Source organism: Streptomyces hesseae, from assembly GCF_031845785.1.
GTDB classification, from domain to species: domain Bacteria; phylum Actinomycetota; class Actinomycetes; order Streptomycetales; family Streptomycetaceae; genus Streptomyces; species Streptomyces hesseae.
On sequence record NZ_JAVRFI010000001.1, the window covers coordinates 680952 to 694347 of the forward strand.

Consider the following 13396-nt stretch of genomic DNA (forward strand, 5'->3'; position numbering starts at 1 on the left):
TCACCGCCCTCCGACGATCGCCGCGGCGTCGGCCAGCAGCCCCGTGAGCGGTCCGGTGGTCACGCCGAGGGCCGCGCACAGCAGCAGCCCGCCGGCCAGCGGGATCGCCTCCGAGGCGGGCAGCCGCGCGGGTGGCCCCGGCAGGGGCGGCGGGCCCAGCAGCATCCGGGCCGCCCTCGCGCCCAGCGCGGCGAACGCGACCAGCAGCAGGAGCAGCGCGATCCCCATGACCGCGCCCATGCCCGCCGCGAACCCGGCCCGTACCAGCCCCAGTTCGGCGGCGAACAGGCCGAACGGCGGCAGCCCCAGCAGGGCGAGCACGGCCAGCGCGAACAGGGCGCCCACGCCGGGCGCCTGGGCCAGCAGCCCCCGCACCCGGCCGATCCGGCTAGTGTCGCGCAGCCGCAGCACGTGCCCGGCCGTACGGAAGGCAACGGCCTTGGCCAGCCCGTGCCCCATGATGTGCAGCAGCATCGCGGAGGCGGCGAGTGGGCCGCCGACGGCGGCGCCGAGGGCGATCAGGCTCATGTGCTCCATGCTCGAGTAGGCCAGCATCCGCTGGTGGTCGCGCTGGGCCAGCAGCAGGGCAGCCGCCAGCGCGAGGGTGAGCAGGGCCGTCGCGGTGAGCAGGGCGCGGGTCCAGCCGGGGCCGAGGGCGGCGTCCGCGATCACCTTGTAGCGCAGCAGGGCCGTGAAGGCGACGGCGGACAGCACGCCGGACATCAGCGCCGACACGGGGGCTGGCGCCTGGCCGTAGGCGTCGGGGAGCCAGGCGTGCAGCGGGGCGAGCCCGGCCTTGGCGCCGAAGCCGAGGACGATCAGGCCGGTGCCCAGCCGGGTGACGGCCGGGTCGAGCTCCCCGGCGCGGGCGGCGAGGGCCGGCCAGTCCAGCGCCGACGCCTCGGGGATCCCGGCGCGGCGGGCCGCGTAGTAGAGGAGCACGGTTCCCAGGAAGGCCAGGGCGATGCCGGCCGAACAGATCAGCACGTACTTCCAGGCGGCCTCGACGGAGGCCCGGGTGCGGCGGTGGCCGACCAGGAACGCGGTGAGGATCGTGGTCGCCTCGATCGCGATCCAGACGACCCCGAGGTTGGCGGCGAGCACGGCGGTGGCGAGCGTGCCGAGGAAGGCGTGGACCAGGGCGTGGTAGCGCCGCGCGGTCCGGGCCTCGGGCCCGGACGCCGCGCAGGCCAGGACGGCCACGGCGCCGACGGTCAGCAGTATCCACACGCTGAGCGCGTCGGCGCGCAGCCCGTACGCGGCGACGGGGCCGTGCCGGGTGACGGTCCGGGCGAGCGCGACGGCGCAGGCGAGGACGGTGAGGGGAGAGAGGAGGGCGAGCCACGGGGTGGCGAAGCGGCTGGTTCTCCCCTGACCCGCCCTTTCCCGGCCGTATCGATCTGCGGCTCCGCCGCGTGAGGGCTCCGCCCCGGGCCCCGGCAGGTCCCGGCCCCGGCCGGGGTGTCGCTCCGGGGACGCGGAGGCGGACCGCCCCCGGCCCGTCAGGCGGCGCGCGGCTGCCGTCCAGCCCGTCCGGCGCCCCCGGGCCGGGGTCCGGGGCGGAGCCCCGGGGAGCATGCCGGTCGCGGGGCCGTCGCCCGGACCGGGCGCGCCGGGCACGCGCCGCGGCCGGCCCCGGCCGGGGCCGGCGGGCTCCACGAGTCCGGGGGCGGACGGTCCCTCACCCGGCGCGCGGTGCGCGGCCGCCGCCCCGGCGGCGGCGTGCGCGCGCTCGGCGCGCGCACGCTGCGCGGGCGGCCGGACCCCCTCGGGCGTGGCGGCCCGTGGCCGCGCCCCCGCCGCGGACACCCCGCACACCGCGGACACCGCGAACGGCACCCCCACCGGCGCGGTCAGCAGCAGCACACAGGTCGTGGAGTGCGTCATCGGTCGCAGAGCTCCCGCAGGTCGTCGATGCCGGTCCCGCCGAAGGCGGCCCGCATCCGGGTGGTGAGGATGCCCAGCACGAGCACCGCGAGGAGCACGTCGAAGGACACGCCGAGCTCGACGATGAGCGGGACCCCGGAGGCGGCCAGGAACGCGGTGGCGGTGATGCCGTTGTCAAGGAGCAGGAAGCCGACCACCTGGGCCAGGGCGCGCCGCCGGGTGACCAGGACGAAGAAGCCGATGAGGACGACGGCCAGGCCGACCGGCAGGGCGCGGGTGGCGGGCGTGGGGTGGAGGGCGACCAGGGGCCTGGCGACGGCGTAGGCGAGGAGGGTCAGCAGGGCCGCGCTCAGCAGGGAGGCGGCGACGTTGACGAGCGGCTGTGTCTCGTGGGCCTCGCTGACGTCCTCCGCGTAGTGGTGGCCCGCCCCGCCGGCCGCCGCCCCACCGGCCGCCGGCGCGGGGCCGGTCGCGACGGCCGTCAGGGCCCGCCGCATCAGCAGGGGCAGCAGCCCGGCGCGCAGCAGGCCGATGCCGACGGCGACCGCGAGCAGCTCCCAGCGGCTCTCGTGCCCGTCGAGGAGGGCGGCGATGCCGGCGAGCGCCACGCCCTGGAGGGCGAACACCCGGACGATCGAGGCGAGCTGGCGCAGCCAGAGCACCACCACGGCCGCCAGCAGGAACGCGCCGCAGACCAGGTCGAGGAGCTGGGCGTAGTGGGTGCCGGGCACGGCTGGTCACGCTCCCGTCAGGAAGTAGGAGGCGGTCACCGCGAGGAGGGCCAGCAGCAGGGAGCCCGCGAGCAGTTCGGGGACCCGGAACAGCCGGACCTTGGCCCAGCACACCTCGGCTGCCGCGAGGGCGGCGCCCAGCACCGCGACCTTCACGGCCAGGAGCGCGATGGCGAGGGCGACGGCGAGCGGGGCGGCGGTCGTGGCGATGCCCCAGGGCGCGGCGAGCGTGGCCAGCAGCCCGAGCAGGACGGCGAGCCGCATCTGGGCACCGAGTTCGACGAGCGCGAGGTCCGGGCCCGCGTACTCCAGGACCATCGCCTCGTGGACCATGGTCAGTTCCAGGTGGGTGGTGGGGTTGTCGACCGGGAGCCGGCCCGTCTCGGCCAGCACGGCGAGGGCGAGGGCGGCGGTGGCCAGCAGCCCGGACGGGGAGGCGAGCCGGTCCGCGTCGCGCAGGCCGCCGGAGACGATGGCGGCCAGGTCGGTGGAGCCGGCGGGCAGCGACAGGGCGAACACGGCCAGCAGGATGGCCGGTTCGACGAGGGCGGCGACGGTCATCTCCCGGGAGGCGCCCATGCCGCCGAACGCGGTGCCGGTGTCCAGCCCGGCCAGGGCCAGGGCCACGGTGCCCAGGGCGAGCAGCGCGACGACGAGGATGAGGTCGGACCGGCCGGTGGCGAGTGTGGCGGTGCTGGCCAGCGGCATCAGCGCGGCGACCACGGCGGTGGTGGCGACCAGCAGCGCCGGGGCGACGCGGAAGGCCGGGCCGGTGCCGGTGGGGGTGATGGGCTCCTTGCGCAGCAGTTTGCGCAGGTCTCGCCACGGCTGCCGGACGCCCGCCCCGGCCCGGCCCTCCATCCGGGCCCGTACCTGCCGCATCAGCCCGGTGAGCAGGGGCGCCCCGGCGACGACCGCCACGACCTGGGCGCACATGGCGGCCGCCCCGGCGGCGGTGTGGCCCGTCACGGGCGCACCGCCAGGACGAGGAGGAGGGCGACGAGGCCGCAGAAGCCGTAGCCGAGGTAGAGGTGGACGCTGCCGGTGGCCAGCCGGCGGGAGGCGTGGCCCAGGGCGGACACGGCCTCCAGCAGTGGCCGGTAGAGGCGGTGTTCGATGCGGTCGGGGACCCGGCGGCGGAACCGTACCCGTTCGACGAGGTACGCGGACTCGGGGGCGGCCGTCACCCGGACGTCCTGTTCGGGCACCAGCACCCGGTCGAAGACCCGCTGGAGGGGCTCGGCGAACGAGGTGGCGGTGTAGGCCATGCGGGGGGTCGGCGCGCCGCCGCCGCAGTCCCACAGGTGGGCGTTGCGGCGCCGGCGGCGGCGCGCGGCGAGCCGGGCGAGCGCGGCCGCGGTGACCAGACAGGCCGTCAGCGCGCAGACCGCCCACAGCGGGGACAGGGTGGTGGCGAGGCGGTCCAGGCGGACGCCGAGGGGGCCGCCGGTCAGCGGCGGGCCGTCGGCGAGCCCCGCGGCGGCGACCGCCGCGGACAGCCCGTCGCCGAGGACGCCCGGGACGAGCGCGAGGGCGGCGCAGAGGGCCGCGAGGAGGCCCATCCCGGCGAGCACGGCCGGGGGGCTCTCGCGGGCCTCGGCGGCGCGGGGGCCGCGTGGCCGGGCGAAGAAGGCGACGCCGAGTGCCTTGACGAAGACGGCGGCGGCCAGTCCGGCGGACAGGGCGATCACGGCGACGGCCGGGGGCAGCACGAGGGCGGTGACCAGGCCGGGTACGGCCAGGCCGTGGATGAGGGACTGGAGCAGGAGCCATTCGCCGAGGAAGCCGTTGCCGGGCGGCAGGGCCGCGGCGCCGAGCGCGGCGAGCGCGAAGAGGCCCGCGGTGACGGGCATCCGGGAGCGCAGTCCGCCCATACGGTCCAGGTCGCGCAGGCCGGTGGCCCGCAGCACCGAGCCCGCCGCGCAGAACAGCAGGCTCTTGAAGGCGGCGTGGTTGACGAGGTGCAGCAGGGCGGCCGCCAGGGCCAGCGCGGCGGGGGCGCCGCCGCCGGTATCGGCGAAGAGCCCGGCGGCGCCGACGCCGATGAGGGCGAGGCCGAGGTTCTCGGAGGTGGAGTAGGCGAGCAGCCGCTTGAGGTCGGAGGCCATCGCGGCCTGGAGGACGCCGTACGCGGCGGAGAGCGCGCCCGTGGCCAGGACGCCCAGCCACCACCAGCGCGGCCCGCCGTCCAGCAGGTCGAAGCCGGTGCGGACGAGACCGTAGATCCCGAGGTTGACCATGGCGGTGCTCATCAGCGCCGAGACGTGGCTGGGGGCCTCGGGGTGGGCGCGGGGCAGCCAGGGGTGCAGCGGCACCGCGCCCGCCTTGGCCGCGAAGGCGGCGGCGGTCAGGACGAAGACCGTGCCGCGGACGGCGGAGGGCAGCTGATGGGCGCCGTCGCGCAGCGCGGTGAACGTCTCGCCGCCGGCGCGGGCGGCGAAGAGGGCGGTGCCGGCCAGGAGCAGGAGGAAGCCGAGCTGGGTCATGACGCCGTACCAGAGCCCGGCCGCGCGGACCGCCGCCCGCGCGGAGGGCGGGCCGGTCCGGTGCCCGGCCAGGACCAGCAGCAGGGAGGTGAGGGCCATCAGCTCCCACAGCAGCAGGAAGGAGCAGACGGACGCGGCGGCCGGGACGAGCAGCAGGGTGAGCGCGAAGAGCGGCAGTACGGCCTGGGCGGTGCGGGAGGCCGCTCCGTGGCCGGTGTGCCCGGCGGCGTATCCGATGCCGTAGACGGCCACGGGGAGGATCACCCCGCCCGCCACGGCCATGAACAGGCCGGACAGGGCGTCCACGGCCAGGTGGACCCCGGTGGGCGGCAGGACGCCGGGCAGGAAGACCGACCAGCGCGCGCCGCGCAGCGCGGCGGTGCCGGCCGCGAGGCCGGCTGCGCCGGTGCCGGCGGTGCAGATGCCTGACGCGACGACGCGGGCGCGGGCCGGCAGGGCCGCCCCGCACAGCGCCCCGGCGCCGGCGCAGGCGGCTGCCGCCGCGGTGGCGTGTCCGATGACGCTCACGTCACCGCCCCCGGGATCCAGGCGGTTTGTGGGCAATCGTTCCGCAGGGCGGAACGGGTGGGCACAAACCGCCCACCGGCGAACCCGGGGGCTCGCCCCCCGTCGTCGTACCGCTCACCGCCCGGTCACCCTGCGCAGCGCGGCGACGATCCGTTCCGGCTCCGGGGGGCAGCCCGGCACCTCCAGGTCGGTGGGCACCACATCGGCGACCGCGCCCTCGACGCCGTATCCCCCGGCGAACTCCCCGCCGTCGATGGCGCAGTCGCCGACGGCCACCACGAGGCGGGGCCGGGGCATGGCGGCGACCGTGCGGCGCAGCGGCTCGGCCATGTTGCGGGTCACCGGGCCGGTGACGAGCGCGACGTCGGCGTGCCGGGGCGAGGCCACCAGGCGGGCGCCGTACCGCTCGACGTCGTACACCGGACCGAACGCGGCGGCGATCTCGATCTCGCAGCCGTTGCACGAACCCGCGTCCACGCAGCGGACCTGGACCGAACCGCCCAGGTCCCGCGCGGCGCGCGGCGGGGCGGCGGTGGGTGGTGGCGGGGCGGCCTCCGCCACCCGTCCGGTGTCGCGGATCTTGCGCAGCAGGCCCATGCCGCCTCCCTCGGAACTCCCCGGCGCCCGGTACCGCCGCGCCGTGGGACTGAGCAGTAAACGGCCGCACCCCCCTCCGGGGTTACGGGGCCCGGGGCCCGTCCGCCGGGAAGTACCGGGCGTTCACGAGGACAGGTGATAACGGAATGGCCAAGAGGCCGGGGATGCGTGTACCGGCGGTCGAGATCTTTGGATAGACCCGCGTCCTATGCCACTCGGGGGAAAGGCGGCCGGAGCTGCGGATCGTATGACCGGCCGATCGTCGCCATCGCCGAGCAGATGCCGTTTCCGCTGGTCAAGCCCACAGGTCAGCACCATGGGCCATTGCCCAGAACCGGGCTCGCCCGGAGTCCTCCGCTGCTACTGTCCCGCCTCATGGAGACCCTCTTCACTGCTGAGGAACTCGTCCGAATCGAGGCCGCCGCGCTGGAATGCGGCCTTTCCGTACGGGATTGGGTGCGCGAGGTCGCGCTCCAGCGCCTCAAGGGCGAGTGGCGCCACGACCTCGAGGACGCGATCTGGCCGGTCACCGTCCACCGCCGGCCCGGCGGCACCCTCCAGGAGCTGCACCACGCGGGCTGCTGGGTGCCCCGGGGCGGTGAGGACACCCTGACCACCGCGGAGGCCCGCGACCGTGCGGCCAAGTTCGACGTCCGGTTCTGCGACGCCTGCGAGCCCGAGAGGTTCCTCGTCCCCTTCGAGTGACCAACCGTCACCCCGCCCCCGTCCCACCGCCCGTGAGCGAACAGTGGGCGCACCCCATTACGCTGTCCCCCTCAAGATCAATTAGGCGGGTGGGGGAAGTAGGGCATGAGGGTGTGGACGCGCCTCACGGGGTGGGCGACGCTGCTCACCGGGTACGCGACCGTCCTGCTCGGAGCGGCTCCGTTCCGGGAACTGCCGCCCAAGCGGCATCATTTGGGGCTGATGGGCGCGACCGCCGTGTGCGCCGGGGGCTGGATCCTCGCTTCGCTGCTGGTCCGCGCGCACCGGCGGAAGGCCCTGCGGAAGAAGACCTGGCGCAGGCGCTACGAGCCCTGGCCCGAGCCGCGGCCGTCCCGGCTGCTCTGCTGGGCGCTGGGCTTCGGCATCGCGCTCACCAGCGCCGCCGCGCTGTGCCAGGGCGTGGGGCCCGACGGGGCGGAGGGCAAGTGGCTCGCCACGGCGGCCCGGTCCGGCGGGGTGACGGGCGAGGTGCGCGTGGAGCGGATCGTGGGTGAGCCGCGCCCCACGGACGTCGAGATCAACGACACCGACGAGTACGCCTCGACGATCGTCGCCACCGTCCCCTTCGCCTCGGGCGCCCGGCAGGTGACCGTCGAGGAGGTGCACACCAGCGGCAGGCCCGAGGCGGGCCGCACGGTGGAGCTGATCTATGTGCCGGACCGGCCCGAGCTGGGGGCCCGTCAGGCACCCGGCAACGACATCGGCACCTTCGCCGGCCGCATGATCACGCTGCCGCTGATCTGGACCTTCGCCCTCGCGGCGGGATTCGTCACCGGCCTGGCCCTCCACCGCCGGGAGCCCGGCGTCCGCTACGCGCGTCGATTCGAGCCCTGGGTCCATCTGCCCGCCGCGCTCTTCCTGGTGTGCGGGGCGGGGCTCGTCCTGCCCCTGCTCATCGGCTTCCCCGACACGGAGACCGGCTGGGCCCTGGCGGCCGCGAGCGCCACCACGCCGTGGCTGGCACTGGCCTGGGTCGCGAGAACGAGCTGAGCACAGAACGAGCCGAGCCGGGAACGAGCCGAGCGGGGCCCGCGACGGCGGGCCCCGCTCGGCGGGAGGACGACCGGGCCGGTCAGGAACGACGGCGCTTGAAGGCCCGGCGGATCATGAAGATCACCAGCACGATCACCGCCACCACGAACAGGAAGGCGAGGATCAGGATGATGAGCAGGGCCACGCCCAGCTTCGCGAAGAAGCCCTTCTTCTTTTTCTTCTTGTCCTTGGCCAGCGTCGTGTGACCGTGCTTCTTGTGGGAGGCGGCGACGACCTGGTGGCCCTGCGACGCGTCCGCGGCGCCCGTGCCCACCGCCGCCGTACCGGCCTCGGCGGCCGCGGCGGAGACGATCCGCGCGGTGCCCGCCGAGGAGCTCGCCGCCGTGGCAGGCGTCGCCATCAGGACGGCGCCCAGCACCACGGCCACCACGGCCGACATTCTGCGGGCCATCCGGCCTCGGTACCGTCCGTCGTGATTCCGCTCGTGCTTCATCCGCGCCCCCTGTGTCTGGTGCTGTGGCTTTCAGTGCTCCGCGGGCCGCGGGGCGCATCCATTATCCGCACACCTGGACACCGCCCAGCAGGGCGCGTCCACGGCCCCGGAGGGGCACAGACCGCGCGCGGACCATAAGTACGGCCATGTCGGGATTGGCGGCGTCAGGGGCAGGACAGGGGTGGGGAATGCGGGCCGCGGCGCGCGGACCGGAGCCTAGAGTTGCGTCACGGGCTTGCGTCATGGGCTCTCGAAACGGCCGGAAGGAAGAACGCGTTGGATCAGCCGACCCATGGTTGTGTTCTGCTGCTGGACGGCACCCCCGACCGGCGGCGGGGCGCCCTGCCGAACCCGACCGCCCACGCGATCGCCGGAGCGAACCCCCGTGGCTTCCTCGCCGCCGCCTCGGCCGACGTGGTGCAGCTCCCCGCCATGGCCGGCCCCCAGAGCGTCCTCGCCTACCTCCAGGACGCCGTCCGGGTGCCCGGCCCGCTGCTGATCTGGATCACCGGCCATCTGATGGTCCCGGCCCGCCGCAGCACCGAACTCCACCTGGCGCTCCGTGAGAGCACCGCCGCGACCGTCCGCTACACCGGGCTGCCCTGGGAGTGGCTCACCCGGACCCTGCGCGAGCACGCGGGCCCGACGCTGCTCCTCGTCGACGCGGAGGCCGACGCCCACGCCTGGCCGCATGTGACCGCCGCCGCCCACGACGGCCGGCTCGCCGACGGCCTGGCCGTCCACGGGATGATCACCCCCACTCCGGCCAAGCCCTCGCTGGAGGCCGGCCCCTACACCCGGGCCTTCCTCACCGCCCTGTCCGTCGGGAACCCCGCGGCCGGGCCCGTCCTCGACCCGGCGCTGCCGCACCAGCTGGCGCTGACTCAGGCCACGCTGCCCGAGGGCTTCCTGGCCCTGGCGTACGGCAGCGCCGGGCCCGTCCTCGCCAACCGGGCGGCCCCGCCGCGCGGCACAGTGCCCCCGGCCGCGCCCGCTTCCGCGCCCACCGCCGGCGCCGTGCCCGCGCCGGCGCGGCAGGAGGAGGATCCGCTGCCCGCCGTCCTCGCCGCCGCCCACGCCGGGCGGCACAACGAGGCGGCGGCCATGGCCGCCGCCTGGGAGCAGCAGGCGCTGCGCCGCCACGGCCCCCACAGCCCCGAGGCCTGCCTCTGGATCGAGGTACGGGCCGACCTCTCCCGCCTCGCCGGGGACCATCCGCGCGCCGCCGAGCTGTGGCTTTCGGCCGCCTCCCACCGGCTGGACCGGGGCGGCCCGGCCGACGCGGAGGCCCTCGCCGCGCTGAAACGGGCCCACTACTGCTGGCAGCACAGCGGCGACCGCGCGGCCCTGCTGGCGCCCGCCCTGCTCGCGCTGTGGGAGCGGGTTCCGGACAGCGAGGAGGCCACCGCCGACGTACGGGCGCGCCTGACGGGGGAGATGCCGCCGGTGGGGTCGCGCTAGGGGCGCGCCCCGTTCCCTCACTCGCCGCGCCGGGTCGTCCACCAGCGGGCCTTGTACATGCCGCCGCGCAGCATCGTCCGGGTGCCGTCCGGGCGGTAGAGGACCAGCGTGGTGGTGCACCACGAGCAGGAGTGGCCCGGCTCGGGGCGGGAGAGCAGGATCCGGCCCGTGGCGGGGTCGTCCCCGATGCTCTTGACGTCCGGGCCGCTGATCCTCGACTGGAGCGGATAGCCGACGAACGCCTGCTCGTCCGTCGCGTACTGATACACCGCCGACGCCGTGGTCACCCACAGGTGCCCCGGCCTGCCCAGTACGGGCGCCAGGTCGTGCCCGCCCCGCGTGGGCAGGGCCACGCGCCGGACGACGGTCAGCTCGGGCTCCGCGGCGGAGCCGTCCACCCGCAGGGCGACGAGCTGCCGGCTGCCCAGCGCCCACAGCAGCCGGGTGCGCGGGTCCCAGTGCACCCCGTGGGCCCCCGGGAGCGGCGTCTGCGCGTGGCTTGTGGCGCGCGAACCGGCGGAGGCCGCGTACACCCGGACGTAGCCGCCGGTGCTCGCCGCCACGGCCACGTTCCCGTCGGGCAGCAGGTCGATGCTGTGGGCGTTGCCGGTGCCGGTGTCGGCCGCCCAGTACACCTCCCGGTCCGGGTAGCCCACCACGGCGGCCAGTCCGCCGGAGGCCGTGGCCAGCAGATAGCGTCTGCCGTTCAGCGACCGGAACTTGACCTCGCTCGGGTTGGTCCACGTCGTGCCGGGGTCCAGGTCGGACAGTTCGGACCGCCCGTCCGCGCTCCACGACCAGAGCACCCCCGGATCGCCCTCGTCCTGGGCGTCCCACCGCGTCCGCGCGGAGTCCAGGACGTACACGGACCGTGTCGCCTGGTCGGCCGCCACGATCGGCGCGGCGGCCGCGCGCTCCCCCGCCCGTCCCGCCCGGGCACCCGCCGCGCCCGGTGCCGCGAATGTCAGCGCCGCCGCCAGCAGGACGGCCAGCGGCCCGCTCACCCCTGTGTTCACGACGCACAGCGTCGGGCCGTGCCCCCGGACGGACGCGGCACCACGCCCGCGCGTCACGCGAACGGCCCCGCCTGGGCGTGGGCCGGACGGGTGATTTCCCCGGCGTGGCGCGCCGCGCGTGCCCGTTTTGGGGGAGCGTGTCTGTCGGACAGACGTGCTCACGGCCAGGGTGGGAGTACTTGAGCGATGACGACGACCGAATCGGCGCAGGAGCCGTTCCCCGTACGGTTCTGGGATGTGCGGGACCTCCGGGGGCTGGACTTCGACCCCTTCATGGCGGAGCGGCTGAGGGATGAGCCGATCTCCCGCGTCAAGCTGCCCAACGGCGAGGGGCACGCCTGGTTCGTGACCCGCTACGAGGACGTCAAGTTCGTCACCTCGGACCCCCGGTTCAGCCGGCAGGCGGTGCTGGGCCGCCCGATCACCCGGCTCGCCCCGCACTTCATCCCGCTGGACGAGGCCGTGGGCTTCGCCGACCCGCCCGAGCACACCCGGCTGCGCAAGGCCGTGGCCAGGTCCTTCACCACCCGTAGCCTCGACCGGCTGCGGCCGGGCGCCCAGCGTGCCGCGGACGAGCTGCTCGACGAGATGGAGCAGGAGGGGCCGCCCGCCGATCTGATGGAGCATCTCCACGGGCCGCTGCCCCTGGCCGTGATCAGCGATCTGATGGGCGTGCCCCAGGTCGACCGGCGGCAGATGGCGCTGTGGACGAACGTCATCCTCTCCGCCGGGTACGGCCGCGAGGCCAGCGAGCGGGCGAAGAACGGGATGGCGAAGTACTTCACCGATCTGCTGGCGCAGCGGCTCGCCGAGCCCCAGGAGGACCTGGCGGGCGAGCTGGCCGACGCCACGGCCCAGGGCGGGCTCAGTACGGAGGAGGCCGTGGCCATCGCCCTGCTGATCCAGGCGAGCGCCGCCCACGCCGTGCGCAACAACAGCGCCAACATGGTCTACGCGCTGCTCACCCACCCGGAGCAGACGGCCCGGCTGCGGGCCGAGCCGGAGCTGCTGCCGCAGGCCATCGAGGAGCTGCTGCGCTTCATCCCGCACCGCAGCGCCGTGGGGCTGGCCCGGATCGCGACCGAGGACGTCGAGGTCGCCGGGGTGACGATCAAGGCCGGTGAGGTGGTGCACTCCTCCTATCTCACGGCCAACCGCGACCCCGAGGTCTTCGACCGCCCCGACGAGCTGGACTTCGACCGCGAGCACGTCCCGCATCTGTCCTTCGGTCACGGGCCGCACTTCTGCCTGGGGTCGATGCTGGCCCGGCTGGAGTCGGAGATCATCCTCTCCTCCCTGCTGCGGCGCTTCCCGGAGCTGCGGCTGGCGGAGCCCGTGGAGAAGGTCCGCTGGCAGCGCAACGCGCTCATCCGGGGTCCGGAGAACCTTCCCGTCACCTGGTGACCGCCGACCCGGCCCGTCCCGGTTCCACCGGCCGCAGTCGAAAGGCCCCGCCATGACGCTCATCAGCGCCCCCGACGGTCTGGTCGTGCCCCCGGGCGAGGGCCGGACGCTGGTCACCGCGGCCCAGCGGGTCACCTTCAAGGTGACCGGGGAGCACTCCCGGGCCGCCTCCAGCTTCGAGGTGGTCGTCCCCCCGGGCTTCGACGTCGGGGCGCACCGGCACACGCGCAGCGAGGAGCTCTTCTACGTCCTCGAGGGCGAGCTCGACGTCCTCGCCTTCGAGCCGCGCGTGCGCACCCGGGACAACTGGCGGGAGTGGGAGTCCGCCAGTGGTCAGCGCTGTGTCAGGGCCACCGCCGGCACGGTGATCGTCGTGCCCCCGGGCTGTCCGCACGCGTTCGCCAATGTGACGGGCGACCCCGCACGGATGTTCTTCCAGGCGTCGCCGCCGCCCGATCACGAGCGGTATTTCGAGGAGCTCTTCGAGATCCTCGAATCCGGGCCGGCGGTGGACCACGAGGCGATCGCCGAGCTCCGCCTCCGCTATGACATCGAGCAGCTCACGCCGCTGCGGATGACGCCTCCGGGGGCAGGTGGAGGCGCCGCTGCCGCTCGGTGATGGCGACGTCGTTGATGCTCGCGTAGCGGCGGCGCATCAGGCCGTTCGGGGCGAACTCCCAGTTCTCGTTGCCGTGGCTGCGGTACCACTGGCCGTCCGCGTCGTGCCACTCGTACTCGAAGCGCACGGCGATGCGGTCGTCGGTGTGGGCCCACAGCTCCTTGCGGAGCCGGTAGCAGAGCTCGCGCTCCCACTTCTCGCGGAGGAAGGCGACGATCCTCCGACGGCCGGTCAGGAACACATCACGGTTTCGCCACTCGGAGTCCTCGGTGTAGGCGAGCGCGACCCGCTCGGGGTCCCGGGTGTTCCAGGCGTCCTCGGCGGCGCGCACCTTCGCAAGAGCGGTCTCGGTGGTGAACGGCGGGACCGGCGGTTTGATCTCGGGCATGACTCTCCCCTGGCCGTACGGAGTGGAGAACGATCGTTCTCTGTGGTGTGCGATAGCGTAGGAGAAC

13 protein-coding genes are annotated in these 13396 nt (G+C 75.2%); 5 read left to right on the plus strand and 8 right to left on the minus strand.

Translation table 11 applies throughout. From position 1 onward, the window contains the following. The 5 genes from RM609_RS02550 to RM609_RS02570 form a co-directional block, all read right to left on the minus strand. On the minus strand, positions 1–1887 hold the full coding sequence (locus RM609_RS02550; RefSeq protein ID WP_311607495.1) for a proton-conducting transporter transmembrane domain-containing protein: 1887 nt from the start codon (positions 1885–1887) through the stop codon (positions 1–3). Next, positions 1884–2618 (minus strand): hypothetical protein, encoded by a 735-nt coding sequence (locus tag RM609_RS02555; protein ID WP_311607497.1) that lies wholly within the window; start codon positions 2616–2618, stop codon positions 1884–1886. Before RM609_RS02555 ends, RM609_RS02550 begins: the two co-directional genes overlap by 4 nt. Before the next feature lie 6 nt (positions 2619–2624). Then, positions 2625–3587, minus strand: a complete 963-nt coding sequence (locus tag RM609_RS02560; protein ID WP_311607498.1) for a respiratory chain complex I subunit 1 family protein — start codon at positions 3585–3587, stop codon at positions 2625–2627. After that, entirely contained in the window at positions 3584–5632 is a 2049-nt protein-coding gene (locus RM609_RS02565; RefSeq protein WP_311607499.1) for a proton-conducting transporter transmembrane domain-containing protein, read from the minus strand. Before RM609_RS02565 ends, RM609_RS02560 begins: the two co-directional genes overlap by 4 nt. 114 nt (positions 5633–5746) lie before the next feature. Then, on the minus strand, positions 5747–6229 hold the full coding sequence (locus tag RM609_RS02570) for an NADH-quinone oxidoreductase subunit B family protein (RefSeq protein WP_311607500.1): 483 nt from the start codon (positions 6227–6229) through the stop codon (positions 5747–5749). Positions 6230–6604: 375 nt separating this feature from the next. On the opposite strand from RM609_RS02570, the gene RM609_RS02575 reads away from it, so the two are divergent. Together RM609_RS02575 and RM609_RS02580 are read left to right on the plus strand one after the other, a co-directional pair. Continuing rightward, a complete protein-coding gene (locus tag RM609_RS02575; protein WP_311607502.1) occupies positions 6605–6934 on the plus strand; it encodes a DUF6233 domain-containing protein in 330 nt (109 codons plus the stop codon). A 105-nt stretch (positions 6935–7039) separates the two neighbouring features. After that, positions 7040–7945: a hypothetical protein gene (locus RM609_RS02580; protein ID WP_311607504.1), complete on the plus strand. Its 906-nt coding sequence runs from the start codon at positions 7040–7042 to the stop codon at positions 7943–7945. 82 nt (positions 7946–8027) lie between these two features. Here RM609_RS02580 and RM609_RS02585 read toward each other — a convergent pair whose 3' ends face one another. Beyond that, positions 8028–8399 (minus strand): hypothetical protein, encoded by a 372-nt coding sequence (locus RM609_RS02585; protein ID WP_311607505.1) that lies wholly within the window; start codon positions 8397–8399, stop codon positions 8028–8030. A gap of 318 nt (positions 8400–8717) precedes the next feature. Here RM609_RS02585 and RM609_RS02590 point away from each other — a divergent pair, with 318 nt between their 5' ends. Then, complete coding sequence (locus RM609_RS02590; protein WP_311607507.1) at positions 8718–9902, plus strand: hypothetical protein; 1185 nt, start codon at positions 8718–8720, stop codon at positions 9900–9902. Between the two features lie 17 nt (positions 9903–9919). Here RM609_RS02590 and RM609_RS02595 read toward each other — a convergent pair whose 3' ends face one another. Then, positions 9920–10918, minus strand: coding sequence for a DUF6528 family protein (locus RM609_RS02595; RefSeq protein WP_311607508.1), 999 nt, complete (start codon positions 10916–10918; stop codon positions 9920–9922). Positions 10919–11104: 186 nt separating this feature from the next. On the opposite strand from RM609_RS02595, the gene RM609_RS02600 reads away from it, so the two are divergent. Then, positions 11105–12322 (plus strand): cytochrome P450, encoded by a 1218-nt coding sequence (locus tag RM609_RS02600; RefSeq protein WP_311607511.1) that lies wholly within the window; start codon positions 11105–11107, stop codon positions 12320–12322. Between the two features lie 52 nt (positions 12323–12374). Then, positions 12375–12941, plus strand: coding sequence for a cupin domain-containing protein (locus RM609_RS02605; RefSeq protein ID WP_311607512.1), 567 nt, complete (start codon positions 12375–12377; stop codon positions 12939–12941). Here RM609_RS02605 and RM609_RS02610 read toward each other — a convergent pair. After that, positions 12883–13329 carry a nuclear transport factor 2 family protein gene (locus RM609_RS02610; protein WP_311607513.1) on the minus strand — a complete coding sequence of 149 codons (447 nt, stop codon included), beginning with the start codon at positions 13327–13329 and terminating at the stop codon, positions 12883–12885. The two genes, RM609_RS02605 and RM609_RS02610, sit on opposite strands and share 59 nt — an antisense overlap. Between the last annotated feature and the right edge of the window lie 67 nt (positions 13330–13396).